Genomic DNA, 25,533 nt, shown 5'->3' with positions numbered 1-25,533 from the left:
ATGCCAGCAACCGATAGATCCGATACGCGCGACGGGACGCACGGACTGATGGTCAAGCGGGAGTTCATCGCACAGCACTACCTGACGGTCCCGGACCCGGAGCCGCCGGAGGGAGACGTCCACAGTCACCGATTCACCGTGGAGGTCGAGTTCGCGGCCGACTCGCTGGCCGAGTACGGCTACCTCGTGAACATTAACCAGGTAGAGTCGCTCCTCGACGATATCGAGGCGCGGTACCGCGATACGCTGCTCAACGACCTCTCGGAGTTTGATGGGCGGAACCCCAGCGTCGAGCACTTCGCTCGGATCGTCTGTGAGCGATTCTGTGAGGACCTCGACGACGACAATCCGGACGAGGTCACCGTCCGGATCTGGGAGGACGACCTCGCGTGGGCGAGCTACCGGGCGGCGATATGAACCACGCGCAGATCCGGTACCTAGAGGCCAAACACAGCGTCGACGAGCGATCGCGCTCGCGCAGGGTCGCGGACCGGTTGTTCGAGGCCCTCCCGGCGTCGCCGACGGTCGGCGAAGCCGGAGCGGGGACCGGAGCGGCGGTACCGTGGCTGCTCGAACGGGGGGTGGCCGCCGGGTCGTACAGAGGGGTCGACCTGTCGCCGACGGTGGTCGCTCACGCGCAGCGGACCCGACCGGCCGCGCTCCGGTATCGCGGGTACGACGCCGTCGACACCGAGAGCGGCGGGACCGTCGGCGACTTCCGGTTCGGATTCGAAGTGGGCGACGCGCTCGAGGTCCTCCGGGAGCAGAATCACGACCTCGTCGTCGCCCAGCAGTTCATGGATCTCGTCCCGCTGGAGTCGGCCGTCGACGCGTTGACAGCGGCGGCCGGGGACGGCGGCCTCGTGTACTGTCCGCTGACGTTCGACGGTGTGACCGTCTTCCAGCCGGACCACCCCGCCGACGACGAGATACAGCGGGCCTATCACGAGGCGATCGACGACGACGCCGACCGCGAGACGCAGGCGGGGCGGCACCTCCTCGAGGAGTTCCGCGACCGGGCCGGGTCGCTGCTCGCCGCCGACGCATCCGACGCCATCGTCCGTCCCCGAAACGGCGGGTATCCAGCCGACGAGCGCTACTTCCTGAGCTGCTTGCTCGGGTTCGTCGAGGAGTCGGTACAGCCGGACGCGGTTCCGGCGGTCGGCGACTGGCTGTCGGCGAGGCGCGACCAGCTGGCTGACGGGCGGCTCTCCTACGTCGGACACAGGTACGACTTCCTGTACAGAGCGTCGACCGAGAAGGAGTAAGACGGCGTTCTCCGACCGCGTCGTCGAGGCGTCCTCGCCGGCCCGTCGGTTAATGACGCGCGGGGTTCGGCGGATTTGGCGCGGGTGCCGTCCCGGACCCGGTCGGTCCTGTGTCGCCCCCAGAACCGGGCGTCCAGCGGTCGCAGCCGCGAGCGCATCGGCCGGCGCCGGAACGAAGCGCCGACGGTGTCGGGACAGGTCCCGAAGGGGGACCGGCGAAGGCCGCCGGCCACGATACCGACCGCCGCGGACCGATCCTTCTAATCGCGCGCGGCCGAACAGTCGCCCATGACCGAGGACCTCGGCACGCCGGTGTTGGATGACCACCTCCACCTCGACCCCCGACACGGCCGCGGGATCGAGGCCGTCGAGGAGTTCGTCCGGCTCGGTGGCACCCACCTGCTCGTGGTGAACAAACCCTCGTGGCTGCTGGGCGTCGAGCCGGACGAGCCGGAGGACTTCCGGGCTGTCTTCGAGGAGACGCTGGAGACCGTCGCAGCCGCGACGGACGTCCTCCCAGGACGCGCGTGGCCCGTCCTGGGGGTCCACCCCGGGCTGATCAGCCGGTTCGTCGACGAGCGCGACTTCGAGCCCGAGGCCGCCCGCGACCTCATGCGCGGCGGGCTGGAAGTCGCGAGCGAGTACGTCGCCGACGGCGACGCGCTCGCGCTTAAGTCCGGTCGCCCGCACTACGACGTGAGCGACGCGGTGTGGGCGGCGTCGAACGCGGTCACGCGGCGGGCGTTCGAACTGGGCGCGGAGGTCGACTGCGCGGTCCAGCTCCACACCGAGGCCACCGAGGACCTGACCGACTTGGCCGCGGTCGCGGAGGAGGCAGGCCTCGACCCCTCGCGCGTCGTCAAACACTACGCGGCCGGCGAACTGGCGGGCGTCACCCCGAGCGTGATGAGCGACAAGGAGCGGCTAGAACGCGCCGCCGCGGCGGGCGAGCCGTTCCTGATGGAGACCGACTTCGTCGACGACCCGGACCGGCCGGGGATGGTTCTCGGGCCGAAGACCGTCCCGCGCCGGGTGCGCTGGCTGCTGGAGGCGGGTCACGACGAGGCGGTCCGCCGGGCGCACGTCGAGACCCCCCGAGCCGTGTACGGGATCGACACCGAGGCGACGCTGGAGCGCGAGGCCTGAATCCGACGATTCACGCGAGTGAGACGCCCTCTCGGGCGGCGATCGATAGGAAAGGCATTTGAGTTGGCCGGGCGACGTACGGGACATGACCGACGACGACGCCGTTGAAACGTTCTATACCGACGAACGCTGGCAGAACTGGCTCGACAGGCTCGCCGAGGAGGACCTCGACCCCGAGAACGAGGACTCCGCGCGGCTCCTCTTAAACCTCCAAGACGACGCCGCGATCGCCGTGGCGAAGGTGCTCGCCGCGTTCGACGACGACCGCATCGACGAGGACCGCGCCGTCGAGGAGGTCCGCGACATCCGCGACATCGTCCTCGCCGACGTCGAGTTCGACGACGAGGACAAGGTGATGCTGATCGACGGCGTCCAGACCTCGCTCGTCCCCGTGTTCTACGCGGCCGAGGAGTACCTCGTCGGCGGCGTCGTCGAGGGCGACGTGAGCGAGTTCGTGCGCGCGGCCGCCGAGGCCGAGGGGGGCGACGACCTCGACGCCGCGCTCGGCTACGTCGTCCAGGCCGGGACGCGCGTCGTCGACGGCGAGGCCCTCGACATCGAGCTCGTCGAGGATCTGGAGTACGGGCTCGTCTCCGAGTGGGTCAACGGGCTCGACTCGCTCCAGTCGGCCATCCAGGACCCGGAAGTCGTCGAAGAAGAGGACTGACGGCGTCGGCCGACCGTCCCCGCGCCCCCGATCCGCCTCCCCGCCCTCCGCTCGTCCGAGGTAAACCGTTTTGCGCACGCGCCACGTCCGGACCGTATGGTCTCCCTCGCGGCCGGACTGGCGATCGCGCTGCTCGTCGCCTGGACGGCCAGCGCCTTCGTCCCGTTCGTGCCGAGCGGCGTCCTCGCCGCGCTCACCGTCGTCGGGTACGCGTACACCACCGGCTTCGTCGAGCCGGGCCTCGCCGCGCTCGTCGCGCTCGTTCTCGTCTCCCTTCTCGCCTCCGCCGTGGACCTCCTGTCCGGCATGGTCTCCGGGCGGCTTGGCGGCGCGTCGACCCGGACCGTCGTCGTCGGCACGCTGGTCGGTATCGCGTTGCTGATCCCGCTCGGCCCGATCGGACTCGTCGTCGGGCTGGCCGGGACCGTCTTCGCCGTCGCCCTCTACGGGAACGGCGACGACCCCGAGGCCGCCGCCCGGCAGGCGGCGTACGCCGCCGTCGGCGTCCTCGCCAGCGCGTTCGTCCAAGCGGTGATCCTGGCGAGCGTCGCGGTCGTGTTCGCGCTCGCCGTCTGGTGAGGGAAAGAGAGGGGGCGGAACGGCGGCGTTGCCGCCTCGTCAGGGCAGTGTTTAGATAAGCTGATTCCATGCGAAGGCGAACGCTTGTAACCAATTTTCGGCGGTGCTTGGTTCTGCGTGGCTAAACGTGTTTGAGAAATGGTGAGTTCGGCGTTTTACTTCGCGGAAGACACGTTCGACGGAATTCCGATTCCCATGTGTGACGTGTTGGAATCGGAGCCCGTGGCGATGGCAGGCCGTATGTAACCACGGCGCACCGTCGACGAGAAAGATCGCGTTGTCAACCTGATGTTTCTCACGCAGTTCTGAGAGAAACATCGAGGAAATTGCGCTGGTTCTCGTCGGATAGAGCTTCACATGGAGCAGCCGGTTCGTGTCGGGATCGACAGCAGCGTACAGCCAATACTGCTCAGAATTGAGCTGAATCACGGTCTCATCGACCGCAACGTGATTCGGATCGGCACCATCAGTCGGCTGTAGATCGGCTTTCTGTACCCACCGATGGACGGTGGTCCGATGGCGATCGACACCCAACCTCTCAAGAATTGAAACGGTATCCGAAAGTGATAGACCGGCTAAATGGAGTCGGATACCGAGCTTCATCGCCGGCTCGGGTGTCGCCTCTCGTTCCAGAAAATCTAATTCGATACAACCGCTATCGCCGCTGAGGCGGTCGAAACTGAGCATGAACCACTCGACCTTTTGACCGCCTCATCCTTCGACCTTATCTCAACACCGCCCGTCAGGCCGCCACGGAGAATAAGAGGAGATTGTGCGCCGCCGGCCCGAGCCCCATCGCCGCAACGAAGCCGAGGAGGAGGTACCCCTCCGCCGGCGTCTCCCGGACGTACGCCGCGAACAGCCAGACAACCGCGGTCGCGACCGCGAGCTTCACCAGGAGGAAGAGCCACCCCTCGCCCAGCACCGGCATCGACGGGAGCCCGCCGACTTCGAGCAGGATCCGCGAGACCGGCGTGCGCTCGCCGAAGCCGAGCTGCGTCGTGCCGACCGCGGTCGAGACGCCGTCGAGCGCGTGCCCGAACACGGCGAGGGCACCGACCCCGCCGGTGACCGCGGCCTCCGGTCGGAGGCGCGTCAGGCCGAGCCAGGCGAGGGCGGCGACCGGGAGGGTAAGCGCGAGCGCCGCCGCCGACCAGCGCGCGCCGGCCGGGGAGAGGCCGCTCCCGACCGCGGCCGCGACGACTGGGACGAGACAGAGCGCGCCGGCGGCCGCGAGGGTCGTCGGCACGCGGTCCGGCCGGGCGGCGTCGACGGCGAGCCACGCCGCGCCCGCGAGCGACCCGACCGTGAGGTAGACCGTCGGCGAGCCCGCGAACGGCGCGAGGAGCGACGGGAGCGCGTCGACGACGTAGAGGACGTGGGCCGCGGAGCCGAGCGCCATCCACGGGGCGAGCGCGAGCACGCGCCGCCCGGTGACGCGCGGGCGTCGACGGCGGAGCGCGGCGACGACCCCGCCGGTCGCGAGCAGGACGACGAGGAGGTGCGGGAGCGGCGGCAGGGTCGTGCCCGCCGGAAGGAGGCCGCCGACCATCAGACGGACAGGACCGGCTGGCTCGCGTACAGCAGGACGTACTCGGCGGCCTTCCCGAGCACCTCGCCGGGGTCGCCGGAGACCGGCTCGCGCGGGACGACGATGAAGTCCGACTCCAGCTCCTCGGCCGTGTCGAGGACGACACTGCCGGGGTGGACGGTCTTCACCGACGTGGAGAAGCCGTAGGCGATGGAGTTGCTGTGGCTCACCCCGGCCGACTCCGCGCGACGGGCGACGGAGTCGGTGAACGCCTCGGAGTCGTCGGCCACCTCGCTCTCGTCGACCACGCCGTGGTCGATCGCGCGGACGACATCCTCGTCTAAGACGTACAGCGCGTGGACGCTCGCCTCGTACTCGCTTGCGAGCGCGATGGCGTAATCGACCGCCTCGTGTGACTCCTCGCTGCCGTCGACGGGCACGAGGACGAGGTCGATGTCGAGATCGGTCATACGCGGGTCGTCGGCGGGGGAGGTCAAAAAGCCCGCCCAATACCCGCGGACGGTCCCGCCCGAACCGCCGGCGTCAGTCTCCCCCGCGGAACGGGTCCAGCGACGGCGTCCAGTCGTACTCGCGGTACCGGACGCGCGGGGCCGCGTCCTCGTCGATCACGCCGTATCGGCGGAGCCGCTCACGGATCCCGCTCGTCCCGCCGAAGTCGCCGCGGTACCACAGCATGAGCCGCGGCACCCGGGCGGTCCCGTCCGCGACGACCGTCTCGCTCCGCAGGTACGTCTCGGCGGCGTGGTCGAGCCGCTCGTCGATCGTCGCCGGCTCGTAGGCGAAGACGACGGGACAGGCGGCGGCCCCGCAGTTGAGCGCGAAGTGGATCCGGGGGTCCGGCTCGGCGACGCGGTGCCGGCGGACGAACGCCGACGGGAACGGGTCGGGCAGGTAGCCGAGGCCGTACTTCCACTTCGAGCGGCGCAGGATCCCGTGCTCGATCTCGTCGAGGCTCAGGTCGGTCCCGGCGACGGAGACGAGCGGCGCGCCGAAGAAGCGGCGTCGGTCCGACAGCCGCGTCGGGTCGTCGAGGAGGGCGTCGCCGGTGGCGGCGTTGTAGACGTTGATCCAGAACGAGAGTCGCTCCGGGGCGTCGAGGGCGTCCAGCGCGGCCGGCGGCAAGGCGTCGAGCCGTCGCCGAGCCGCGTCGACCTCCCCGTCCGTCCGAACGGCGCGAAGGAACTCCCGCGCGGCGTCGGCCGGAGCGGGGTCGGTGGCCGCGTCGCTCCGGCCTCCGACGGACGAGCTGGCGGTCTCCCTCTCGTCGGTCGCGCCGCGTTCGGCCATGCCGTGCGAACGTGCCCCACAGACCTATATGTGGCCCTGTTCCGCGCGCGGCGCGTCACACCGGCTGCCAGTTTATGCCGCGTGAGTGCGTAGCGGAGCGCATGAGCGACGCCCAGAAGTCCGCCAATGCGGTCCCCGACTTCGAGTTACCCAACGCGGGGGCGGGTCCCGACCCGTTCGCCCTCTCCGCCGCGGCCGCGGACCCCGACACCGACGCGGTCGTGCTCCTGTTCCAGCGGGACTACCACTGCGGGAACTGCCGCAAGCAGGTCCAAGCGATCGCCGACCGGTACGGAGAGTTCGAGGCCCTGAACGCAACGGTCGTCTCCGTGCTCCCCGAGCCGGTAGACAGAGCGCGGTCGTGGCAGGAGTCGTACGACCTGCCGTTCGCGCTGCTCGCCGACCCCGGGGCGGACGTGAGCGACGCGTACGACCAGCCCGTGCGGTTCGGGATCCTCGGGTCGCTCCACGACCTCGTGGGGCGGATGCCGGTGGCGTTGGTCCTCGACGTCCGCGCCGGCGAGCCGGTCGTCGCGTACACGTACGAGGGCCGGATGCCCGCCGACCGCGCCGAGGTCGAGGACCTGCTGGCCGAGGTCCGCGCGCTGGGCGACGACTGACCGATGGACCGGCGCGTGCCCGCCGCGCTCTGGCGGCTCTCGCGGCCGTCACAGCTCGCGCTGATCGCCCTCGTGTACGCGCTCGGCGTCGCGATGGCGTACGGCCGCGGCCACAGCGGGACTGCGGGCATGTCGCGGGTCTGGTTCGGCCTGGCCGCACTGCTGCCGATCGCGGCGAGCGTCCACTACGCGAACGAGTACGCCGACGTCGAGACCGACGCGCTGACTGACCGCACCCCGTTCTCTGGCGGGAGCGGCGCGCTGGTCGAGACCGGCCTCCCGCGGGGGCTTGCGCTGCGCGCCGGGGTCGTCGCCGGCGGAGTCGGGCTCGTCCTCGTGGGGTTCGGAATCGCGAGCGAAAGAACCGGACTCACTGGCGAGCCCGTCTTACCCCTGACGGCCGCGGCGCTCTTGATCGGGATCCTCGCGGTCGGCTGGCAGTACTCGGTCGGGCCGCTCCGCCTCACGTGGAACGGGCTGGGAGCCCCGACGAACGCGCTCCTCGGGGGCGTCGCGCTCCCGCTGTACGGGTTCGCGGTCGTCGCCGGCGAGGTCACGCTCCCTGCCGCGCTCGCGACACTCCCGTTCGGGATCGCGGTGTTCGTGAACCTCTTAGAGACGACGTGGCCCGACCGGCGGGCGGACGCCGCGGTCGGGAAGCGGACCCTCGCCACGCGCTGGTCGCCCCGGCGGCTCCGGGCCGCGTACGGGGTCGGTGGCGCCGCCGCCGCGGTCGTGACCGTCGCACTCGCCGGACGGGTGCTCCCGCCGGTCGTTACCGGGGCGACGCTGCTCCCGCTGGTCGGACTCGTCCCCGGCTATCGGCGCTTCACGCGGCGGGACGAGCCGCTGCCCGCGGTGGCGACGATGGTCGCGCTGGCGGCCGCGACGACGGTCGCGTGGGGACTCGTCGCGGTCGGGATCGGTCCGGGCGCGTAGCGTGGTCGTGAGCGCCGATCCCACCCCGCTCAGTACCGGGAGAGCTCCCGCTGATCGGCCTCCCGGCGCTCGGCGGGCGGGACGTTCGTCGCGACGATCTCGTCGACCGCGTCGCGGCTATCGGCGTCGCTGTTGATGGCGCGGGTCGCGTCCTCGCGGTCGACGCGGAAGCCCGCGTCGGCGTACGCGTCGTACATCACGCCGCTGTTCGAGAGCACGACCCACACGCCGGCGTCGTCGAGTTCGGCCGCGACGTCAAGCAGGCGGCGCTGGTCCTCGCGGTCGAACCCCGACGCGCTGTACTCGTTGAAGTTCGCCGTCGCGCTCATTGGCTCGTACGGTGGGTCAAAGTAGACCAGATCGCCCGACTCTGCGGCGTCGAGGACGTACGCGAAGTCGCCTTGGCGGAGCTCGGTGTCGATGAGGAGGTCGCTCGCTCGGCGGACGCGCTCGCGCTGGACCCAGTCTGGGTCGGCGTACCGACCGATCGGGACGTTGAACCCGCCGTCCGCGTTCTCCCGGTAGAGCCCGTTGTAACAGGTCCGGTTGAGGTAGCACAGCAGCGCCGCCTCCTCGAGCGGGTCGAACTCGCCCTCGTACGGGCGGCGGTTGAACCGCGCACGCTGCTGGTAGTAGTAGGCGTCCACCTCGCGCCCCCGGGCCGTCTCCTCGGCGTACGGGAGGGCGGGATCGGGGTCGCTCTCGGGGTCGTCGAACGAGGCGAGCCGGGCGATCAGCTCGTCGGGACGGTCGCAGACCTGCTCGTAAAAGTTCACGAGCCGCGGGTTCGCGTCGTTGATCGTGGCGCGTGGCGGCTCCAGGTCGAAGAAGACGGCGCCGCCGCCGACGAACGGCTCGTGGTACCGGCCGAACTCGGCCGGGAAGCGGGCGTACAGCTCGTCGAGCAGCTGCCGCTTCCCGCCGGCCCACTTCAGGATCGGTTCGGCCATCGCTGTCGGGTGTCGCCCGCGCCGAAGGATAAACGTCTCGGGCCGCGTCCGCGGCGGTCAGTCGTCGGAGGGCTCCGGGTCCGGCATCGGCAGGTCGGCGACGTGACTCGCCGCCTCCTCGAAGTTCGGCCCGGGCTCGATGGTGCCGGCCTCGCGGTCCCACTCGATGTAGCCCGCCTCCTCCAGCGCCGGGAGATGCGTCTCGCGGAGCTCGGCGGCGATCTCGTCGCCCCGTCCGCGGACGCGCAGGTCGGCGACCGTCTCTACGGTTCCGTCGGCGAGGCCGGCGAGCACGCGCCCGCGCTCCGGCGATCCGACGGCGGTCGCTGAATCGGTGGTGGGGGTGTCGAGTGTCATCGTGTCTGTCCGTATCTGCGGAATCGGTCGGAGCGAAATAAAAGCACCGGCGAACGCGGTCCGCACCGCCGTCCCGGCGCGGGATCGCTCGATCGAGCGTGAGAACCGCACCGTCGGGCCGCGGGACCCCCGCCGGCCCCGCGAGCGCGAACCACGACTGACACGTTCCGGTGACCGCGGGTTTTGCGGCAGCCCGTGCCGCAAATTCACAGATAGTTGAGAAGTGTACCAACGAGTAACATGGCACACCTTACACCCCATTAACAACCGTTTCAGATGATTTACGTGAGTGTACCATGGTAACACTTCTCAAAACTTATTTGGAAGGTGAAAGGTTTTAGTCGTCGGGGTGCGTACGATGAGATATGTACCAAGGCTCCATCACCGCCTCGGAGACGCACCGACCGATCGGCTCCGAGTCGCCGCCAGCCGGGCGCTCGCCCCTGGGGACCCTCGTGTTCCTCGCGCTTGTCATCGCCCCGTTCGTCGCGTTCGCGTACCCCGTCGCGACCGTCGCGCTGCTGACCGGGACCGTCGCGCTCGCCGTCCTCTCGCGGTCCATCCTGCGGACCCTGCGCCGGCGCAGCGGTCGGGTCCAGACGCTCACGCTCCCCGGCCTGGGGACCGTCGAGTACCGCATCACGACGAACTGATCGCCCCGGCCGCGGGCCGGCGGCTCGCCGAATCGCTTTTCGAAAAACTTCCGTTCTCACAGCGGCGACGCCGCGAGCAGACGCGACGTCGCCTGTCGTTCCTCTACAGCCCGTACGCCACGTGCTCGCCCACGTCGAGCCCGTTCGCGAGGGCGGCGTGGAGCCGCCCCTCGCCCGCGACCCAGTCCCCGAGCAGATAGAGCCCCGCGCCGCGCGCCGAGTCGACGGGGCCACGGTCGACGCCCTCGTCTGGGAGCGCGTAGCGCCACCCCTGGTGGTCAGTCCACGCGGGGTCCGCCAGCCGCTCGTCGCCGACGATGTCGGCGGCGTGGTCCGCGAGCGCGGCGACGTTCTCCGCGGGGTCGTCGTCGTAGTGCTCGGTCGACCACGCGCCGCTGGCTTGGACGACGAGCAGCGTCTCGCCGTCGGGGACGTGCCCGGCCTTACACTCCTCGCGCGAGATCCAGCCGACCGGGTGCTCCTTGTCGGTGTTGACGAGCGCGTAGTACGGCACGTCGAGCGCGAACGGGTAGCGCAACACCGCGGTCCAGACGCTGCCGTACGCGACGTCGCCGACCGCCTCGACGAGCGTCTCGCGGAGTGGGTCGTCCCACACGGCCGTCCGGAGGAGCTCCGCCGTCTGCGGGGCCGGCGGATTCAGGAGGAGGACGTCGAACGGGCCGTGGGTCTCGCCGTCCGCGTCGTCGAGCTCCCACCGGTCCTCGGAGCGCGTCCGCCGGACCGTCTCGACGCGGGTCCGCCGGTGGACGGTCGCGTCGGTGCGACCGAACAGGCGCTTCGCGATCTGGGTGAGCCCCCGTCGGTAGCTCCACTTGTGCTCGTCGGCGTCGCGGCCCGGCGACACCGTCTCGTCGGCGTCGAAGGTGTACACCGGCTCCGTCACGTCGACGAGCCCCTCGTCGTCGAGCGTCTCGGTGATCAGCTCGACGACGCGGTCGTTGTCGCTCTTCAGATAGTTCGCCCCGTAGTCGTACGTGAGGTCGTCGTGGCGGCGGGTCGCCGCGCGCCCGCAGAGCCCGCCCGACTTCTCTAACACGGTCACGTCCGCGTCGGGCACGGTCCTGTCGATGACGAACGCCGCCGCGGCCGCCCCCGCGCCCGCGCCGACGATGCCTACGTCTGTCACACCGATCGTTGGGGCCGGGACCACTTAACCGGTCGCGTGCGGCGGAAGGGACGAGACGCTCGCTGGGACAGCGACTCGAAGAGAGAGACGATCAGTCGTCGTCCGGACCGACGATCACGACCGGGGCGTCGACGCCGCGCCGGACGCGGCTCGGGACCGGCTCGGGGCGAAGCAGGCGGTCCAGCCCGGTGCGGTCGGCGGAGCCGACCACGACGAGGTCGGCGTCGTGGGCGGCGGCGAAGTCGATCGCCTCACGGTGGGGCGTGCCGTAGCGGAACCACTTCTCAACGGCGACGCCGGCCGCCGCGCCGGCGGCCTCGGCGCCCTCCACGATCCGCTCGCCGTCGCGCTCGCGCCGCTCGACGACTAGGTCCCAGTGCTCGGTGGTGTCGACGACGTAGAGCGCGTCAACCGTCGCCCCGTGGGCGGCCGCGAGGTCGACGGCGGTCGACACCGCCGCGTCGTCGCCCGGGCCGCCGGTCGTGACCGCGAGCACGCGTTCGAAGCGCCCCGTCTCGGCGGGCGAGGCGGTGCGGTCGGTGTCGCGGGGCGCGGTCGAGGGGTCGGCGGCGTCGATGTCGGTAGACATGGGATGGATGCGGGCCGTCACTTGGACGTCCGTGAAGTACGTATATTGGTTAGAGCGGGCTCCTCTTAACAATTTTCGACAGGATAGACGATTATCATAATTTATCCCCGGACCCGTCGGCCCGCGATCCAGTTGGGCCTCGCCTCCAACGACGCGTTTTAATCGGTCAGTCCAGACAGTACCGGTACGAACGCGACCGGCGGTCCCGGCGTCGCGGTCCGAGAGACACGACATGACACCGACCACCACCACGCGATCGACGGACGGGGACGATGGCTGAAAACGGGGCGGACGGCGGCGGCGCGGGTGACGAGTCGACCGGGGGGATGGACTACGCCGCGCGCGCGGCCGAGACCCTCGGCTTCTCGCGCTGGTGGCAGATCGCCGCCGCGGCCGGGATGATGGCCGCGGTGAGCCCGTACCAGTACGTCTGGTCGTCCATTTCCCCGGCGCTCTCGGAGAGCCTCGACATCGCGCTGCCGGCGCTGGGCGCGGTGTTCTCGTTTTATGTCGTGTTCCAGTCGCTCTCGCAGTTCCCCGCCGGCAAGTGGCGCGACAGCCGGGGTCCGGGGGCGCTCACATTCCTCGCCGCGCTGCTCGCGGGCGGCGGGTACATCGGACTCGCGTACGCGACGAGTCTCTGGCAGCTGTACCTGCTGTACTCGCTGGGCGCGATCGGCGTTGGCATCGTCTACACCGTCGCGGTTAACACCGCGGTCAAGTGGTTCCCGGACCGGACGGGGCTGACGACCGGTGTCGGGACGATGGCGTTCGCGGCCGGGAGCGCCCTCGTCGTCCCGTACGTGCGGGCGAACGACTCCGCGGCAGCGTACAGCAGCGTGCTCCGCAACATCGGGATCGGCATCCTCGTCGTAACGCTCGTCGGCTCGTTCCTCCTCCGGGACCCGCCGACCGACTGGCTGGACCGCGCGGACGACGACAGCGACGACGAGGGGCTCGCCGCCTCGATCCGCGGGCGGAACTACTCGACGCGCGAGATGCTCTCGACGTGGCAGTTCTGGCTGCTGTACGCGATGTTCATCGCGATGGCGAGCGCGGACCTCCTCGTCATCGCCAACGTGGTCCGGTTCGCGGAGAACTTCGGCCTCGCGGCGTTGATCGCGACGCTGTCGGCGACGCTTCTCCCGATCGCCGCGGGGGTCTCGCGGCTGATCCTCGGCGAGGCGACCGACCGGTTCGACCGCAAGCGCGTGATGGCCGGCTCGTTCCTCCTCGCCGGGCTGTTTCGGCTCGGCCTCGTCGCCGCCGGCGAGGTGGGCAACGGCGCCGTCTTCGTCGCGTGCGTCCTCGGCGCGATGTTCTTTTCCTCGCCGCTGTACGTGTTCTTCCCGTCGATGCTGGCCGACTACTACGGCGCGGCCAACTCCTCGGGCAACTACGCGGTCCTGTACACCGCAAAGGTCGGCGGCGGCGTGTTCTCCGGTACCGTCGCCGGCTACCTCGTCGCGACGCTCGGGTGGACGCCGACGTTCGCCCTCGGCGGCGCGCTGGCGGTCGCCGCGGGGCTGGCGGTGTTCGTCCTCCGGCCGCCGAGCGGCTCCGGTCTGCGCTCGACGGACCCGGCGGCGGCGGACTGACCGATGTCGTTTCGGGCGACTACGCGCTCGACCGCGCCGCCCGCCGGACTGCGACCGACCAGAGCCCGACTGCGACCCCGCCGGCCGCGAGCACCGCGTTGACGCCGGGCGGGCCGAGCGAGAACGGCGTGAACGCGGGCGCGATCGAGACGTGGAGCGCGACGCCAGCCGCGCCGGCGCCGACGACGGACCGCGGCCCCCAAGCCCGCGAGTCGGGCCGCCGCTCCGTCGCGGCGAGGCCTCGGTCGCCGGAGGCGACGAGGACGTGACCGGCGGCGAGCACGACCCCGAGGGCGACCGACCCGCCGAGGTCGACGGCGACGCTCGTCTCGAACGCGCGGTACCAGTAGACGTGCGCGAGCCGCGCGGCCGCGCCGAGCGCCAGGGCGAGCGCGAGGTCGACGACGACGGCCGCGACGCGGCGCGGCGTCACGGGAGCGTTCCGACCACGGCGTAAAAGGGGTCCCCGCCCGGGCGCTCTGCGATCCGGTCCGTCACGTCGAACCCGCTGGCCGCGAGGTAGCGCTCGACGAGGTCGGCCCGCTCGTCCATCGAAGCGGCCCGCCACGCGCGGACGGCCTTCGTCGGGAACATCCGGTTGGAGAAGCTGACGACGACCGTCCCGCCGGGCGAGAGGACCCGGGCGAGCTCCTCGAACACGGGGCCGGGATACTGGAGGTACTGGACCGACAGCGCACAGCAGACGGCATCGAAGGCGTCGTCGGCGAACGGGAGCGACTGATCTCGGTTGAAGTCGCGTACGACATACTCGTCGAGGCGGTCGTTCTCGGCCAACTCGGCCTCGTTGAGCCCGTGGCCGACGACCCGGTCGTAGTCGGTGTCGGGCAGGTGCGAGACCCAGCTACTCATCGCGTCGAGGACGCGGTCGCCGGGGTCGGTCACAGACGCGTACAGCGCGGTCAGCCGCTCTAAGAAGGCGTCGTCGGCGTGGGTGACGAACCGCGGCTCAGCGTAGAACGTCCCGTCGGGGCGGTCGTCCCGCTTGCGCCGGTCGCGGTCCGAGAGGACGGTGGTCACGATACCGGGATCAGGGGCGCCGGGAGTAAGAGGGCGTCGGCGCCGGGAGATGTCGTGGCTCCGTGGCTCGCCGCGGAACGCTCCCGCTGCGGTCCGCCGCGGTCGACCGCCCGCCTGCCCCCACCGGACGGCTTTTTTCGCCGAGCGGTTTACTGTCTGGTAATGGACTCCACCGCCGCGGCCGACGGCGACCTCTTTCCCGCGCCCCGCTCCGAGGTCTTTCGAGATCAGGGCAAGTTCCGCACGCGGTTCAACTTCCCTGGGCGGAACCTCCCGGACCACGACGACCACGGGTACGGCCCGCTCTCGACGGTCGTCGAGTCGTTCATGGACCCCGGCACGCTGATCCGGATACACCAGCACCGCGACGAGGAGATCGTCTCGTGGGTGCCCGCGGGCGTGATGCGCCACGACGACCGCGAGGGGAACGAACTCGTCACGGACGCCGAACACCTCCTCGTGATGAACGCCGGATCGGGCTTCTGGCACGCCGAGGAGACGCTCGCCGACGACCCACCGCTGCGGATGCTCCAGATATTCGTCCGCCCGCACGACCTCGGGTTGGAGCCCGGGATCCAGCACGGCCCGCTGCCGGACCCCGATCCCAGCGAGTGGCGGCGCGTGTTCGCGCCCGCGGGGTCTGACCACCCGTTCACCGTGCGCAACGCGGTCGACTGCTACGACGTCCGCCTCAACGCGGACGCGAGCGCGACGCTCCCCGAGATCGAGGGGCGCGACGCCTACGTGTACGTGTTCGAGGGGTCGGCCGAGGTCGGTGACGCCGCGCTCTCGGAGACGGAGAGCGCCCTGTGGACCGGCGACAGCGCGCCGCCGACCGTGACCGCGGGCGACGACGGGGCGACCGTCGTGGCGTTCCTCGTCGACCCAGACGCGCCGGTGACGCGACAGGGGACGATCGGGCGGTAGGGTCGGCGCCGGACCGGAACCGACCGCGTCGACCACGGTCCGCGTCGGTCGGAAAGCCTCAACTCCCGCCCCGCCGAACGCGGCGTATGCGCACCCCGCTCGCGGCCGTCGGGCTCGTCGCGCTCGGCGTCTGCCTGATGGCGAACCCGCTGTTCCTCCCGGTCGCGGTCGGCGAGCCCGACCCCGCCTACACGCACACGGTCCAGCCGGTCGGCGCGGACGCGGTCGCCGGCCTCGACTCGCCGGCGGCCGAGGCGCGGAACGGCTCCGACCTCGACGCGGTCGTCGCGTACGACGACCTCGACCCGGCTGCCCGAGCGGCGTTCGACCGCGCCCGCGACGCTCCCGAGGGCGGGTTCGGCGTCGAGGACCCCGACGAGCGCGTCGACTCGCTGGCGTACCCGACGGACCCGAGGCTGGGGGACGGGCTGCTGATCGTCGAGCGCGACGGCGAGCGGTACGAGCTCTGGACCCGAACGGTCGAGCGAGAGTCAGACGTCGTCCTAGTCCAGCGGGTCCTCGTCCAGCCGATCGCGTTCCTCGCCGGGTTCCTCGCGGTCGTCGCCGGGGCCGCGGTCGCGCTGCGGGGGCGGCTCGGCGGCGAGTGACGAGACGGGGTCGCGGCGGCGAGTGACAAATCGCGTCCGGCGCGAGGGCGACCCGCCGGACTGCGACCTCACTCTTCGGCCGTCGACGCGGGCGTCGGCTGACCCACCGGCTCGGGCGCGTCGCTCGCCTCGATCGCGCGGCGGGTCGGCTCGCCAATCTCGACGAGGTGACACAGGGGGTTGCCGGGGTAGACGACCGGGTTCTCCAGCAGGCCGATCAGGAGCCCCGTGAACGGGGCCTCCACCGCGACCGCGTCCTGCTTGAACGGGTTGGTGATCGTCGCGATGCGGTCGCCCTCGCGGACGAGCGAGCCGCTCTCGAAGTGGGTGTCGACGATGCCGCCGGAGTCGGCGCGCAGCCACGTCTTCTCGCCCGCGCCGGCGACGATGGTGCGCCAACCGGGCCAGCGCACCGTGTCGGTCTCCAAGAGGCCGTACTCCGCGAAGACGGAGCGCACGCCGGCGAGCGCGTCGTCGATCAGCGGGCGCTGGAACCGGTGGGCCTCGCCCATCTCGATCGTGATCGTGGGGATGTCGGCGGCGGTCGCCTCGCCGCGGAGCGTGCCGCTCGGCCCGTCGCTGTCGATCACCACCTTGGAGCCGAACGCCAGCGCGAGCCGGTGGACCGCCTCGTCGGTCATGTCGGCGCGGACGTGGAGCATGTTCGTCCGGCCGCGCGTGGAGGTGTGGAAGTCGAGTCCGAAGTCGCACGGCGCGATGAAGTTCTCGTAGATCTGGTGGGCCATCCGCTTCGAGCTCGTGGAGCCGGGCTTGCCGGGGAACGACCGGTTCAGGTCGCGGTCGTAGACGGGGAGGTACCGCTGTTGGGCGATGAAGCCGGGGACGTTGAGGACGGGGAGACAGACCAGGGTCCCGGCGAGGTCAGTCAGGTCCCACTCGTGGGCGACCTCGCGGACGACCTCGATCCCGTTGAGCTCGTCGCCGTGGGCCGCGGCGGTGAGGAAGGCGGTCGGCCCGTCGCGCTCGCCGTTGACGATGGTGACCGGGATCCGGACGGGGTCGCCGAGGTACGTCTCGCTGATCCCGTAGCGGATGTTCTGCGTTTCGCCGGGCGGCACCGCCCCGCCGTTGTACGTGAACGCCCGGTCGTCGCTCATGCCTCACCGCAGCGCGGCGTCGGGTATATATATGGCGACCGGCCGACCCGCGGTCTCACGGGCCAGAACCGATCGGCGCGACTTTTACGTCGGCCCGCGCAGGGACACGTATGAGTTCGGACTCGGTTCGGGTGGGAGTGCTGTCGCTACACAACAGCAAGGAGACGAAGGCGATCTGTAACGCCGTCGAGGACCTCGGCCACGAGCCCGTGTGGCTCCGCGAGGAGAACGCGGCGGTCAGCGTCGAGGACGGCGACGTCGCCGTCGAGCCCGCGGTCGACGTGATCGCGAACCGGCTGCTCCTGTCGAACACCGACCAGCCCGCGGAGCTGCTGGGGCTGGCGGCGACGTTCGAGCGCATCCGGCCGATGCTGAACGAGCCGAACGCAGTGCTGGCGTCGATCCACAAGTTCGCCACGGCCGCGACGCTCGCCGACTGGAACATCCGCGTGCCCGACGCGCTGCTCGCGCTGTCGAACGACCGCCTCAACGAGGGCCGCGAGCGGTTCGGCGACGTGGGCGTGTACAAGACCGCGATCGGCACCCACGGCGGCGGGACGTGGAAGGTCGACCTCACCGAGCGCGTGAACCCGAAGGTCGGCAACCGGCAGGCGTTCCTCCAGAAGCTCATCGACCGCGACGACGAGAAGCACCGCGACCTGCGGGTGTACGTCGTCGGCGACGAGATTGTCGGCTCGATGTACCGCTACGCGCCCGAGGGCGACTGGCGGACCAACGTCGCGCTGGGCGGCGCGGTGGAGGACGCCACGGACGACATGCCGCAGGAGGCCGCCGACACGGCCCTCTACGCGGCCGAGGTGATGGACCTCGACTACGCCGGCGTCGACCTCGTCGAGGGGTACGACGGCTGGTACGTCCTCGAGGTGAACCCCACGGCCGGGTTCAAAGGGCTGTTCGAGGCGACCGGCACCAGCCCGGCCCCGCACATCGCGAAGCTGGCGATCGAGACGGTCGGCGGCGAGGTCGACGACGAGGCGGTCGAACGCGTCGCTGCGACCCTCGACGACTCGCGGCCGTCCTGCGCCCCGGCCCCGAAGCCGACCCCCTCCGAACAGCCCGACATCGGCTACATCGAGGAGGTCGTCGTCACCGGCACCTCGGGCTCCACGCAGGCGCTCGCGAAGTCGGACACGGGCGCGACACGGACGAGCATCGACACCCAACTGGCCGCCGAGATCGGCGCCGGCCCGATCAAGAGCATGACGCGGGTCAAGTCGGGCAGCGTGAAGGGCGGCAAGGCCCGCCCCGTCGTCGACCTCGTCATCGGCATCGGCGGCAACCAGCACACCGTCACCGCGAGCGTCGAGGACCGCGGCCACATGGAGTACCCGCTGCTGCTCGGCCGCGACATCCTCACCGACTACCGGGTCGACGTGCGGCGGCGCGCCGACACCGACGAGACCGAGCGCGGCGAGGCGGGCGAGATCCTCGAAGAGGAGGAGTAGACCGTTCCAAAGCCGGCGAACCGGTTCTCGCGGTCGTCTGACAAAAGTATAAGACCGAGGCTGTCGAGGACTGGACACATGGTGAAGAGTACGGTTCGGTTCCCCGAGCCGGTCGTCGAGGAGATCGAATCGCTCGTCGAGGAGGGGCAGTTCGAGAGCAAATCGGAGTTCTACCGATTCTCCGCCGACTACGTGCTCTCCCGGACGCTCGACGAGTACGACCCGCAGACGATCGACTACGACGCGATCGAGGCGGAGGTGATCCCCGACACGGAGCGGGAGCTCGGCGGCGACGCCGACGCGGACGGACCGCCGTTCTTCGACTCCGTCGCGTTCGTCCGGAAGCTCGCGCTCCGCGGGAATTTCAGCGACGCCGAGGACTTCATCGACCACCAGTACGTGCCGGGCGACCGCCACGCCGTCCTCTTGGAGGAGCTCCTCCGGCTGTACCGCGAGGACGCGGCGAGTGACGAGCCGGCGCCGGCCGCCGACCCCGAGCCGGAGCCGCCGAGCCGGAACCGGTAACCCCGAACCACCGACCTGGAACGAACCCGGACCGCCTTCTCACCGAGCGACCTAACTCAGGACTCGTACTCCGCCCAGACGTACCGCGTCCCGTAGCTCCGGTACGGCCGCCACGCCTCGCCGATCTCCCGCATCTCCGCGCGCGACAGCGACTCGCCGTCGTTGTACACCCGCTCGATCCCCTTTCGAACCGCGAGGTCGCCGAGCGGGAGCACGTCCTCGCGCCCGAGCGCGAAGATTAGGTACATCCGTGCTGTCCACTCGCCGACGCCTTTGATCGCGGTGAGTCGGTCGACGACCACCTCGTCGCTTACGCCCGCCAGCGCCTCTCGGGTGAAGTCGCGCTCGTCGTCGTGGAACGCGACGGCGACGTTGCGCAGGTACTCGACCTTCGTGCCGCTGAGCCCGGCCTCGCGCAGGGCCGCCTCGTCGGCCGGGAGGACGCGGTCCGGGGTTGGGTCGCCGCCCAACACGCCCACGAACCGCTCGTGGATGGCCGCCGCGGAGGCGGTCGAGAGCTGCTGATTCACGATCGAGGTACAGAGCCGCGCGAACTCGTCGTCAGCGGCCGCGACGTCGAGCGGACCGTGCCGGTCGACCAGCGTCGCCATCGTCGGGTCCTCGCACAGGGTCGCCGCGACCGGACCGGTCGAGTCCGCGGGCGACTCGGCCTCGGTCGAGTCGGCAGCGCCGTCGACTCCGTCGTCCATGTCGACATCTGAGGACCGCAGGCACGAGTAGGATCCGGTCGGGCCGCCTCCGGGCACGCGGTCGTGAGCGCCCGTCCGCGTCGATAAACTTACAGTTCGTTTTACGTTTGGAAGATGAAAACGTTCAACCATGACGGTTCCGACTCTCCGGTATGCAGCTCGAAGACGTCCAGCGCGTGACGGTGCTCGGTGCCGGAAACATGGGCCACGGCATCGCGGAAGTGGCCGCGCTCGCCGGCTACGACGTGTCCCTCCGCGACATCAACGAGGAGCTCGTCCAGAAGGGGTACGACCAGATCGAGTGGTCGCTCGGGAAGCTCGCCGAGAAGGACCGGATCGGTGACGACGAGGCGGACGCCGCGCTCGACCGCGTCGACGCGTTCGTCGAACTCGAGGACGCGCTCGACGGCGCCGACGTCGTCGTCGAGGTTGTCCCGGAGAAGATGTCGATCAAGAAGGACGTGTACGACGACGTCGTCGCGCACGCGCCCGACGAGGCCGTCTTCGTCACCAACACCTCCAGCCTCTCTATCACCGAGCTGTCGGAGGTCACTGACCGCCCCGAGCGATTCTGCGGGATGCACTTCTTCAACCCGCCGGTGCGGATGGACCTCGTCGAGGTCATCTCCGGGAAGCACACGAGCGAGGAGACGCTCGAACTGATCGAGGGGCTCGCGGAGTCGATGGGGAAGACCCCCGTCCGGGTCCGGAAGGACAGCCCCGGCTTCATCGTCAACCGCATCCTCGTCCCGCTGATGAACGAGGCGGCGTGGATCGTCGAGTCCGGCGACGCGACGATGGAGGCGGTCGACTCCACGACCAAGTTCGACATGGGCCTGCCGATGGGCTCGTTCGAACTCGCCGACCAGGTCGGCATCGACGTGGGCTACCATGTGCTGGAGTACATGCACGAGGTCCTCGGCGACGCCTACCGGCCCTGCCCGCTGCTCGGCGAGAAGGTCGAGGCGGAAGACCTCGGCAAGAAGACCGGCAAGGGGTTCTACGACTACGAGGACGGCGACGGCGCGCAGATCCCGAGCGACGCGCTCGACGACGACGTGCGCCGCCGCCTGCTCGCGGTGATGGCCAACGAGACGGCCGGCCTGATCGGCAACGACGTGGCCGACGCCGACGACATCGACGAGGCGGTCAAGCTCGGCGCCGGCTTCCCCGACGGCCCGGCGAAGCTGGCAGACGAGGAGGGGCTCGACGCCCTCGTCGAGACGCTTGACGCGCTCGCCGAGGAGACCGGCGAGGCGCGCTACGAGGCGACCGACTACCTCCGCGAGGCCGCAGAGTCCGGGGGCTTCCGGGGCGACGCCGGGGGCGCCGGCGACGCGGAGCGCGGGCCAACGTTCGAGGTGCTGAACGTCGACGTCGACGCCGACGCGCGGGTCGGGCACGTCGAGATCGACCGCCCGCACCGGATGAACACGATCAGCGGCGACGTGCTCGACGAGCTCGCCGACGCGATCGACCTGCTCGACGGCGACGACGACGTCCGGGCGATCCTGCTCTCCGGCGCGGGCGACCGCGCCTTCTCCGCCGGCGCGGACGTCCAGAGCATGGCCGCCGGCGGTGCGGACCCGATCCACGCCGTCGAGCTCTCTCGACAGGGCCAGCAGACGTTCGGTAAGTTCGAGGAGTCGGACAAGCCCGTGATCGCCGCCATCGACGGCTACTGCCTCGGCGGCGGGATGGAACTCGCGACGGCGGCGGACATGCGGATCGCCTCCGAGCGCTCCGAACTCGGCCAGCCGGAGCTCGACCTCGGGCTGCTCCCGGGCTGGGGCGGCACGCAGCGGCTCGCGCGGGTCGTCGGCGAGGGGCGCGCGAAGGAGATCATCCTCACCGCCGACCGCTACGACGCCGAGACGATGGCCGATTACGGCTTCGTCAACGAGGTCGTCCCGGGCGACGAACTCGACGAGCGGGCGCAGGAGCTGGCCGAGCAGCTCGCGGGCGGCCCGCCGATCGCCCAGAAGTACATGAAGCGCGCGATCCACGCCGGCCGCACCGACAACGAGGCCGGCCTCGAAGTCGAGGCGATGGGCTTCGGCCACGTGATGAACACCGACGACCTCATCGAGGGCGTCACGGCGTTCATGGGCGACGGCGAGCCCGAGTTCGAAGGGAAGTAACGGCGCGACCCGGGCGGCTCACTCCGTGAGTCGCGCCGTGAATAACGTCCAGCGCGCGTCGTCGCCGTCGGCGAGCGAGTCGTCGACCGTCGACTCGCGTTCGACGACGAAGCCGGCGTTCCGGAGGTGTCGCCGGGTCGCCTCGGCACCCGCGATGTGCCACTGCATCTCGACGCCGGTGTCGAGCCAGTCCGGATTCTCGCCGTGCCACGGTTCCGGCCCCTCCGAGCAGAGGAGTCTGCCGCCCTCGCCGAGGACGCGGGCGAACTCGTCGACTGCGGTCTGGTGTTCGCCCTCCGGAACGTGGATCAGCGAGTGGTAGGCCGTCACCGCGTCGAAGGCGTCGTCGCGGAACGGAAGCCCAATCACATCACCCTGCGCGAGCGACGCCGCGGGAGCGTTCTCGGCGGCCAGCGTCAGCTGCGTGCGCGAGAGGTCGACGCCGACGGCGGTCGCAGCCTCACTCAGCGCCCGGAGGACGGGCGTTCCCTGCCCGCAGCCGGCGTCGAGGACGCGCGCGTCCGGCGACAGCGACGCGCGGAACCGATCGAGGACGGCTCGGCCGCGGCCGTCCTCGACGCGGTCGGCCGCGTACGTCGACGCGAGGTCGTCGTACCCGCGGCGGACGACGTTTTTGTCCACCATGTGCGGAGACACTCGCGGCGGTCGGTTGAACGCTTCGGTGGTCGGAGGGTCGCGGTCCGACCGTCTCGGGTGTTCGGTGCCGCTCAAGGCAGGTCACAGCGGCGTGTCGGCCGCCGCGGCTACCTGCCTGCCGACGCTGGCGATGAGGTAGGCGACGGCGGCGATGAAGAGGGCGACCCCGACGACGTCGGAGACGCCGGGAAGCGCGGACTCGACGAACGCGGGGAGCGTCGTCGCACCGGACAGCGGGACGAGGATCAGGGCGACGCCTCGGCGGAGGGAGCGGGTCGGCTCTGCCATGGTAGCGGTGAGCGCAACGCGGAGAGTAATGTGCGTGACGGTCGGGATCCGTCGCGACCCGTCGCGGTCGCCCCCGTTTCAGACGTAGCCTTCCTCGACGAGGAGTTCGCCGTTGAGCAGCGAGGCGCCGGCCGCGCCGCGGATCGTGTTGTGCGCGAGGCAGTTGTACTTCGCGCCGGCGTCGGTCGTCTGGACGCCGCCGGCGACGATCCCCATCCCGTCCGCGTACGTGCGGTCGAGGCGGGGCTGCGGGCGCTCGGGGTCGTCGTCGCCGAACACCTTGATCAGCTGGTCGGGCGAGCTGGGGAGGTCGCCGACGCCCTCGAACGAGCGCATCGCCTCCCGGAGGTCCGCCGGCGAGGGGTCGTCGGCGAACTCGGCGAAGACGTTCTCGAGGTGGCCGTCGAGCGTGGGGATCCGGTTACAGGAGGCGGCCACGTCGGCGTCATGGAGGGCGACTTCCGCGCCGTCGAACTCGCCGAGCAGCTTGCGCGACTCCGTCTCCATCTTGTCTTCCTCGCCGCCGATGTGGGGGATGGCGTTGTCGATGATCTCCATCGAGGTGACGCCGGAGTAGCCGGCGCCCGAGACCGCCTGGAGCGTCGAGACGCGGACGCTCTCCAGGCCGAACTCGTCGACCGCGGCCAGGGTGGGGACCATCGTGATCGTCGAGCAGTTGGGGTTCTTCACGAGGGCGCCGTCCCAGCCCCGCTCGTCGCGCTGGACCTCGATGAGGCCGAGGTGGTCCGGGTTGATCTCGGGGATCGTGAGCGGTACGTCCGCGGCCATGCGATCGTTCGAGGAGTTCGAGGAGACGACGTAGCCCTCCTCGAGGAAGGCGGGTTCGACCTCGGCCGCGACACCGGAGGGGAGCGACGAGAAGAGGAGGTCGATGTCGTCGCCCGCGACGCCGGCGGGGGTCGTCTCGGCGACCTCCATCTCGGCGACGTCGTCGGGGATGGGCGTGTCGACGCGCCACTTTGCGGCCTCGCGGTAGCTCTTCCCCGCGCTCTCTGCGCTCGCGGTGACCGCGGCGAGCTCGAAGGTCGGGTGGTCGTCGAGCAACTGGATGAACCGCTGGCCGACCGCGCCGGTCGCGCCGAGGATGCCGACTCGTACAGACATTGCGCGTGGGTCCGTGACAGGGACGTAAGTGCGTTCGGATAGGCGTCGATACCGCCGGTCGCGGCGCGTCGCCGCCCGAATCGAGTGAGGTGCGAGGGCCGCGCGCGGCGTCGCTCGCGGAGCAGGAGCGTTAAGCCGCTCGGGGCGGTACTTCCCGCCGCGCGCCATCAGTCCCCGCCCGAGTACTCCCCGATGGGAGCGATGACAGCGCGGAGAACCCAGGCGCGTCACACCGGTCGCTGACGCGACCCGCCCGTCGCCGCGCAGGCGACCGCCCGCCACGAGGGTTTCCCGGTCGACGCGGCACGCCGCCGGAGATGAGACCGGTCGTTAGTGTTGCGGGCGACACCGAACTCCCGAACAGCGACAGCGTCAGTCACTCCGAGTCCCGCAGCACCAGCGGTCCGATGGCGAGCGTCCGCTTCGCGAGGGTGAGCACCCGGAGCACGTACGCGACGAACAGCGAGAACGGGAGCAGGGCGACCGCGAACGCGCCCCCGACGACGAGCGTCACGTGGGCGATCCCGAGCGTGCTCCCGGGGAACGTACCGGCGTCGACGACCGTCACCATCGCCCCCGCGACGACCAGCGCCGGGACCGCGGCGTAGAGGATGAGCCGCGAGAGGTCGATCAGCGCCCACTGGAAGTACAGCGTCTTCACGTGTTCGCGGGCGGGGCCGAACAGCGACAGCGCCTCCCGGAGCCCGTCAAGTCGGTCGCGCTCCGCGTCGGTGAGGGCGTCGCCGTGCTCGTCCGCGATGCGCTCGACCCGGCCGAGCTTCCGGCCGTAGTCGAAGTCGAGGGCGGCGAACACCACGTCGAAGGAGCCGAACTCGGCCCCGTCGAGTCGGCCGCGCACAGCGTCCGCGTTGCCGACGACCCCCGCGGCGAACTCGTCGACGTCCGCCGCGACGCCCGTCTCGTCGGCGTCGCTCTCGTCGGCGCGCTCGCGGACCGACTCGCGGAGGGCGCGAGCGCGCCCCGTCGCGGCCGCGAGGAGCGCGTCGAGGAAGGCGGCGGGGTCGGTCGGCGGGGGCTCGCCGGTCAGATCGGCGACGGAGTCGCGGACTGCGAGCGTGTCGTCCATTCGCTCCTGCTGGTCTCCGAGCGGGCCGTTCTCCTGCGTGAGCACGAGCTGTCCGATCGTGACGACGAGCGTCGCACCCGTGACGATCGCTGTGATCGTCGAGGCGAACAGCGTCTCGATCGGGTCGCTCGCCCCGACTTTCCCGGCGAGCGACGGGGAGAGGGAGGTCGCCGCGGCGACGAACGCGACGAAGACGGCGAGCGTCAGGACGCCCGCGACGACGAGGCGGTTCGCGCGCAACAGCAGCCAGAGCTTCGCTCGGTTCTCGTCGGCGCGCTCGCGCATCGTGTCCGCGGTGTCCGCGCTCTCGCGGCGCTCGGGTCCGTCCGGGCTCGCCTCGGATCCCGCGGCTCCGCTCATCGCGCTCCGGCGGTCGGCGCGCGGTCGTCGTCGAGACCGGCCGCGTCGACCCCGCGGGTCGCGGCCGAACCGACACCTGCGCTCGCTCGGCGCGGACCGAGGCGCTCCACCGCGGACTCCGGGTACATGCT

At 70.7% G+C, this 25,533-nt stretch carries 31 protein-coding genes; 14 read left to right on the top strand and 17 right to left on the bottom strand.

The window, feature by feature from the left end; translation table 11 throughout:
- From ABNG04_RS04345 to ABNG04_RS04325, 5 genes are all read left to right on the top strand, one after another.
- The gene (locus ABNG04_RS04345; protein ID WP_371160351.1) at positions 1-417 is read left to right on the top strand and encodes a 6-carboxytetrahydropterin synthase; all 417 of its coding nucleotides are present in this window, start codon (positions 1-3) and stop codon (positions 415-417) included.
- Entirely contained in the window at positions 390-1,268 is an 879-nt protein-coding gene (locus ABNG04_RS04340) for an SAM-dependent methyltransferase (protein ID WP_371160349.1), read from the top strand. The genes ABNG04_RS04345 and ABNG04_RS04340 overlap by 28 nt, the downstream gene beginning before the upstream one ends.
- A 288-nt stretch (positions 1,269-1,556) precedes the next feature.
- Positions 1,557-2,414: a TatD family hydrolase gene (locus tag ABNG04_RS04335; RefSeq protein ID WP_371160347.1), complete on the top strand. Its 858-nt coding sequence runs from the start codon at positions 1,557-1,559 to the stop codon at positions 2,412-2,414.
- A gap of 85 nt (positions 2,415-2,499) precedes the next feature.
- Entirely contained in the window at positions 2,500-3,081 is a 582-nt protein-coding gene (locus ABNG04_RS04330) for a DUF2150 family protein (RefSeq protein ID WP_371160345.1), read from the top strand.
- A gap of 96 nt (positions 3,082-3,177) precedes the next feature.
- Positions 3,178-3,660, top strand: a complete 483-nt coding sequence (locus ABNG04_RS04325) for a DUF456 domain-containing protein (protein WP_371160343.1) — start codon at positions 3,178-3,180, stop codon at positions 3,658-3,660.
- A gap of 51 nt (positions 3,661-3,711) precedes the next feature.
- Here the strand turns inward: ABNG04_RS04325 and ABNG04_RS04320 are convergent, their stop codons facing one another.
- The 4 genes from ABNG04_RS04320 to ABNG04_RS04305 form a co-directional block, all read right to left on the bottom strand.
- Positions 3,712-4,347 carry an IS6 family transposase gene (locus ABNG04_RS04320; protein WP_371160341.1) on the bottom strand — a complete coding sequence of 212 codons (636 nt, stop codon included), beginning with the start codon at positions 4,345-4,347 and terminating at the stop codon, positions 3,712-3,714.
- A gap of 55 nt (positions 4,348-4,402) precedes the next feature.
- Entirely contained in the window at positions 4,403-5,212 is an 810-nt protein-coding gene (locus ABNG04_RS04315; protein ID WP_371160339.1) for a DUF63 family protein, read from the bottom strand.
- A complete protein-coding gene (locus tag ABNG04_RS04310; RefSeq protein ID WP_371160337.1) occupies positions 5,212-5,661 on the bottom strand; it encodes a universal stress protein in 450 nt (149 codons plus the stop codon). The genes ABNG04_RS04315 and ABNG04_RS04310 overlap by 1 nt, the downstream gene beginning before the upstream one ends.
- A gap of 73 nt (positions 5,662-5,734) precedes the next feature.
- Complete coding sequence (locus tag ABNG04_RS04305) at positions 5,735-6,499, bottom strand: DUF547 domain-containing protein (RefSeq protein ID WP_371160335.1); 765 nt, start codon at positions 6,497-6,499, stop codon at positions 5,735-5,737.
- A gap of 101 nt (positions 6,500-6,600) precedes the next feature.
- Between ABNG04_RS04305 and ABNG04_RS04300 the strand changes: the two genes are divergently transcribed.
- The gene (locus tag ABNG04_RS04300; RefSeq protein WP_371160333.1) at positions 6,601-7,119 is read left to right on the top strand and encodes a peroxiredoxin family protein; all 519 of its coding nucleotides are present in this window, start codon (positions 6,601-6,603) and stop codon (positions 7,117-7,119) included.
- A 3-nt stretch (positions 7,120-7,122) separates the two neighbouring features.
- Positions 7,123-8,058 (top strand): prenyltransferase, encoded by a 936-nt coding sequence (locus tag ABNG04_RS04295; RefSeq protein ID WP_371160331.1) that lies wholly within the window; start codon positions 7,123-7,125, stop codon positions 8,056-8,058.
- Between the two features lie 29 nt (positions 8,059-8,087).
- Here the strand turns inward: ABNG04_RS04295 and ABNG04_RS04290 are convergent, their stop codons facing one another.
- Together ABNG04_RS04290 and ABNG04_RS04285 are read right to left on the bottom strand one after the other, a co-directional pair.
- Positions 8,088-9,008 (bottom strand): DNA adenine methylase, encoded by a 921-nt coding sequence (locus ABNG04_RS04290; RefSeq protein WP_371160330.1) that lies wholly within the window; start codon positions 9,006-9,008, stop codon positions 8,088-8,090.
- A gap of 57 nt (positions 9,009-9,065) precedes the next feature.
- Positions 9,066-9,365: a DUF7344 domain-containing protein gene (locus tag ABNG04_RS04285; protein WP_371160328.1), complete on the bottom strand. Its 300-nt coding sequence runs from the start codon at positions 9,363-9,365 to the stop codon at positions 9,066-9,068.
- 365 nt (positions 9,366-9,730) lie between these two features.
- Here ABNG04_RS04285 and ABNG04_RS04280 point away from each other — a divergent pair, with 365 nt between their 5' ends.
- Positions 9,731-10,018: a hypothetical protein gene (locus ABNG04_RS04280; protein ID WP_371160326.1), complete on the top strand. Its 288-nt coding sequence runs from the start codon at positions 9,731-9,733 to the stop codon at positions 10,016-10,018.
- A 103-nt stretch (positions 10,019-10,121) separates the two neighbouring features.
- Here ABNG04_RS04280 and ABNG04_RS04275 read toward each other — a convergent pair whose 3' ends face one another.
- Complete coding sequence (locus ABNG04_RS04275) at positions 10,122-11,165, bottom strand: NAD(P)/FAD-dependent oxidoreductase (protein WP_371160325.1); 1,044 nt, start codon at positions 11,163-11,165, stop codon at positions 10,122-10,124.
- 91 nt (positions 11,166-11,256) lie between these two features.
- A complete protein-coding gene (locus ABNG04_RS04270; RefSeq protein ID WP_371160323.1) occupies positions 11,257-11,754 on the bottom strand; it encodes a universal stress protein in 498 nt (165 codons plus the stop codon).
- A gap of 272 nt (positions 11,755-12,026) precedes the next feature.
- On the opposite strand from ABNG04_RS04270, the gene ABNG04_RS04265 reads away from it, so the two are divergent.
- Entirely contained in the window at positions 12,027-13,352 is a 1,326-nt protein-coding gene (locus ABNG04_RS04265) for an OFA family MFS transporter (RefSeq protein ID WP_371160321.1), read from the top strand.
- 19 nt (positions 13,353-13,371) lie between these two features.
- Here ABNG04_RS04265 and ABNG04_RS04260 read toward each other — a convergent pair whose 3' ends face one another.
- Entirely contained in the window at positions 13,372-13,785 is a 414-nt protein-coding gene (locus tag ABNG04_RS04260; protein ID WP_371160319.1) for a hypothetical protein, read from the bottom strand.
- Positions 13,782-14,390, bottom strand: a complete 609-nt coding sequence (locus tag ABNG04_RS04255; protein WP_371160318.1) for a class I SAM-dependent methyltransferase — start codon at positions 14,388-14,390, stop codon at positions 13,782-13,784. The genes ABNG04_RS04260 and ABNG04_RS04255 overlap by 4 nt, the downstream gene beginning before the upstream one ends.
- Positions 14,391-14,552: 162 nt before the next feature.
- Between ABNG04_RS04255 and ABNG04_RS04250 the strand changes: the two genes are divergently transcribed.
- Both ABNG04_RS04250 and ABNG04_RS04245 read left to right on the top strand, forming a co-directional pair.
- Complete coding sequence (locus tag ABNG04_RS04250) at positions 14,553-15,317, top strand: pirin family protein (RefSeq protein ID WP_371160317.1); 765 nt, start codon at positions 14,553-14,555, stop codon at positions 15,315-15,317.
- An 86-nt stretch (positions 15,318-15,403) separates the two neighbouring features.
- Complete coding sequence (locus ABNG04_RS04245; RefSeq protein WP_371160316.1) at positions 15,404-15,925, top strand: DUF7979 domain-containing protein; 522 nt, start codon at positions 15,404-15,406, stop codon at positions 15,923-15,925.
- 68 nt (positions 15,926-15,993) lie between these two features.
- Here the strand turns inward: ABNG04_RS04245 and ABNG04_RS04240 are convergent, their stop codons facing one another.
- Positions 15,994-17,043: a succinylglutamate desuccinylase/aspartoacylase family protein gene (locus ABNG04_RS04240; RefSeq protein ID WP_371160314.1), complete on the bottom strand. Its 1,050-nt coding sequence runs from the start codon at positions 17,041-17,043 to the stop codon at positions 15,994-15,996.
- Positions 17,044-17,153: 110 nt separating this feature from the next.
- Here ABNG04_RS04240 and ABNG04_RS04235 point away from each other — a divergent pair, with 110 nt between their 5' ends.
- Both ABNG04_RS04235 and ABNG04_RS04230 read left to right on the top strand, forming a co-directional pair.
- The gene (locus ABNG04_RS04235) at positions 17,154-18,509 is read left to right on the top strand and encodes a putative ATP-dependent zinc protease (RefSeq protein ID WP_371160313.1); all 1,356 of its coding nucleotides are present in this window, start codon (positions 17,154-17,156) and stop codon (positions 18,507-18,509) included.
- A 78-nt stretch (positions 18,510-18,587) separates the two neighbouring features.
- A complete protein-coding gene (locus ABNG04_RS04230; protein ID WP_371160311.1) occupies positions 18,588-19,034 on the top strand; it encodes a ribbon-helix-helix domain-containing protein in 447 nt (148 codons plus the stop codon).
- Between the two features lie 56 nt (positions 19,035-19,090).
- Here ABNG04_RS04230 and ABNG04_RS04225 read toward each other — a convergent pair whose 3' ends face one another.
- Positions 19,091-19,645 carry a DNA-3-methyladenine glycosylase family protein gene (locus ABNG04_RS04225; protein WP_371160757.1) on the bottom strand — a complete coding sequence of 185 codons (555 nt, stop codon included), beginning with the start codon at positions 19,643-19,645 and terminating at the stop codon, positions 19,091-19,093.
- 251 nt (positions 19,646-19,896) lie between these two features.
- On the opposite strand from ABNG04_RS04225, the gene ABNG04_RS04220 reads away from it, so the two are divergent.
- Positions 19,897-21,885, top strand: a complete 1,989-nt coding sequence (locus tag ABNG04_RS04220) for a 3-hydroxyacyl-CoA dehydrogenase/enoyl-CoA hydratase family protein (protein WP_371160309.1) — start codon at positions 19,897-19,899, stop codon at positions 21,883-21,885.
- An 18-nt stretch (positions 21,886-21,903) separates the two neighbouring features.
- Here the strand turns inward: ABNG04_RS04220 and ABNG04_RS04215 are convergent, their stop codons facing one another.
- The 5 genes from ABNG04_RS04215 to ABNG04_RS04195 all read right to left on the bottom strand — a co-directional run bounded on the left by ABNG04_RS04215 (position 21,904) and on the right by ABNG04_RS04195 (position 25,530).
- Positions 21,904-22,530: a class I SAM-dependent methyltransferase gene (locus tag ABNG04_RS04215; protein WP_371160307.1), complete on the bottom strand. Its 627-nt coding sequence runs from the start codon at positions 22,528-22,530 to the stop codon at positions 21,904-21,906.
- Positions 22,531-22,623: 93 nt separating this feature from the next.
- A complete protein-coding gene (locus ABNG04_RS04210) occupies positions 22,624-22,830 on the bottom strand; it encodes a hypothetical protein (protein ID WP_371160305.1) in 207 nt (68 codons plus the stop codon).
- Positions 22,831-22,908: 78 nt separating this feature from the next.
- The gene (asd, locus tag ABNG04_RS04205; protein WP_371160304.1) at positions 22,909-23,955 is read right to left on the bottom strand and encodes an aspartate-semialdehyde dehydrogenase; all 1,047 of its coding nucleotides are present in this window, start codon (positions 23,953-23,955) and stop codon (positions 22,909-22,911) included.
- 376 nt (positions 23,956-24,331) lie between these two features.
- On the bottom strand, positions 24,332-25,402 hold the full coding sequence (locus ABNG04_RS04200; protein WP_371160303.1) for a DUF7972 family membrane protein: 1,071 nt from the start codon (positions 25,400-25,402) through the stop codon (positions 24,332-24,334).
- On the bottom strand, positions 25,399-25,530 hold the full coding sequence (locus tag ABNG04_RS04195) for a hypothetical protein (RefSeq protein ID WP_371160301.1): 132 nt from the start codon (positions 25,528-25,530) through the stop codon (positions 25,399-25,401). The genes ABNG04_RS04200 and ABNG04_RS04195 overlap by 4 nt, the downstream gene beginning before the upstream one ends.
- Positions 25,531-25,533: the final 3 nt, after the last annotated feature.

It is taken from the genome of Halorubrum miltondacostae, from assembly GCF_041379815.1.
Taxonomy (GTDB): Archaea; Halobacteriota; Halobacteria; order Halobacteriales; family Haloferacaceae; genus Halorubrum; species Halorubrum miltondacostae.
Note: the sequence above shows the minus strand (reverse complement) of the source record. Positions and strands in the feature narration are given on the sequence as shown.

Bases quoted from the DNA above. Each gene is read 5' to 3' on its own strand.
- ABNG04_RS04345 (WP_371160351.1), top strand. From the start codon at position 1: ATGCCAGCAACCGATAGATCCGATACGCGCGACGGGACGCACGGACTG.
- ABNG04_RS04335 (WP_371160347.1), top strand. From the start codon at position 1,557: ATGACCGAGGACCTCGGCACGCCGGTGTTGGATGACCACCTCCACCTC.
- ABNG04_RS04330 (WP_371160345.1), top strand. From the start codon at position 2,500: ATGACCGACGACGACGCCGTTGAAACGTTCTATACCGACGAACGCTGG.
- ABNG04_RS04325 (WP_371160343.1), top strand. From the start codon at position 3,178: ATGGTCTCCCTCGCGGCCGGACTGGCGATCGCGCTGCTCGTCGCCTGG.
- ABNG04_RS04320 (WP_371160341.1), bottom strand. From the start codon at position 4,347: ATGCTCAGTTTCGACCGCCTCAGCGGCGATAGCGGTTGTATCGAATTA.
- ABNG04_RS04315 (WP_371160339.1), bottom strand. From the start codon at position 5,212: ATGGTCGGCGGCCTCCTTCCGGCGGGCACGACCCTGCCGCCGCTCCCG.
- ABNG04_RS04310 (WP_371160337.1), bottom strand. From the start codon at position 5,661: ATGACCGATCTCGACATCGACCTCGTCCTCGTGCCCGTCGACGGCAGC.
- ABNG04_RS04305 (WP_371160335.1), bottom strand. From the start codon at position 6,499: ATGGCCGAACGCGGCGCGACCGACGAGAGGGAGACCGCCAGCTCGTCC.
- ABNG04_RS04300 (WP_371160333.1), top strand. From the start codon at position 6,601: ATGAGCGACGCCCAGAAGTCCGCCAATGCGGTCCCCGACTTCGAGTTA.
- ABNG04_RS04295 (WP_371160331.1), top strand. From the start codon at position 7,123: ATGGACCGGCGCGTGCCCGCCGCGCTCTGGCGGCTCTCGCGGCCGTCA.
- ABNG04_RS04290 (WP_371160330.1), bottom strand. From the start codon at position 9,008: ATGGCCGAACCGATCCTGAAGTGGGCCGGCGGGAAGCGGCAGCTGCTC.
- ABNG04_RS04285 (WP_371160328.1), bottom strand. From the start codon at position 9,365: ATGACACTCGACACCCCCACCACCGATTCAGCGACCGCCGTCGGATCG.
- ABNG04_RS04280 (WP_371160326.1), top strand. From the start codon at position 9,731: ATGTACCAAGGCTCCATCACCGCCTCGGAGACGCACCGACCGATCGGC.
- ABNG04_RS04270 (WP_371160323.1), bottom strand. From the start codon at position 11,754: ATGTCTACCGACATCGACGCCGCCGACCCCTCGACCGCGCCCCGCGAC.
- ABNG04_RS04265 (WP_371160321.1), top strand. From the start codon at position 12,027: ATGGCTGAAAACGGGGCGGACGGCGGCGGCGCGGGTGACGAGTCGACC.
- ABNG04_RS04250 (WP_371160317.1), top strand. From the start codon at position 14,553: ATGGACTCCACCGCCGCGGCCGACGGCGACCTCTTTCCCGCGCCCCGC.
- ABNG04_RS04245 (WP_371160316.1), top strand. From the start codon at position 15,404: ATGCGCACCCCGCTCGCGGCCGTCGGGCTCGTCGCGCTCGGCGTCTGC.
- ABNG04_RS04240 (WP_371160314.1), bottom strand. From the start codon at position 17,043: ATGAGCGACGACCGGGCGTTCACGTACAACGGCGGGGCGGTGCCGCCC.
- ABNG04_RS04235 (WP_371160313.1), top strand. From the start codon at position 17,154: ATGAGTTCGGACTCGGTTCGGGTGGGAGTGCTGTCGCTACACAACAGC.
- ABNG04_RS04230 (WP_371160311.1), top strand. From the start codon at position 18,588: ATGGTGAAGAGTACGGTTCGGTTCCCCGAGCCGGTCGTCGAGGAGATC.
- ABNG04_RS04225 (WP_371160757.1), bottom strand. From the start codon at position 19,645: ATGGCGACGCTGGTCGACCGGCACGGTCCGCTCGACGTCGCGGCCGCT.
- ABNG04_RS04220 (WP_371160309.1), top strand. From the start codon at position 19,897: ATGCAGCTCGAAGACGTCCAGCGCGTGACGGTGCTCGGTGCCGGAAAC.
- ABNG04_RS04215 (WP_371160307.1), bottom strand. From the start codon at position 22,530: ATGGTGGACAAAAACGTCGTCCGCCGCGGGTACGACGACCTCGCGTCG.
- ABNG04_RS04210 (WP_371160305.1), bottom strand. From the start codon at position 22,830: ATGGCAGAGCCGACCCGCTCCCTCCGCCGAGGCGTCGCCCTGATCCTC.
- asd (WP_371160304.1), bottom strand. From the start codon at position 23,955: ATGTCTGTACGAGTCGGCATCCTCGGCGCGACCGGCGCGGTCGGCCAG.
- ABNG04_RS04200 (WP_371160303.1), bottom strand. From the start codon at position 25,402: ATGAGCGGAGCCGCGGGATCCGAGGCGAGCCCGGACGGACCCGAGCGC.
- ABNG04_RS04195 (WP_371160301.1), bottom strand. From the start codon at position 25,530: ATGTACCCGGAGTCCGCGGTGGAGCGCCTCGGTCCGCGCCGAGCGAGC.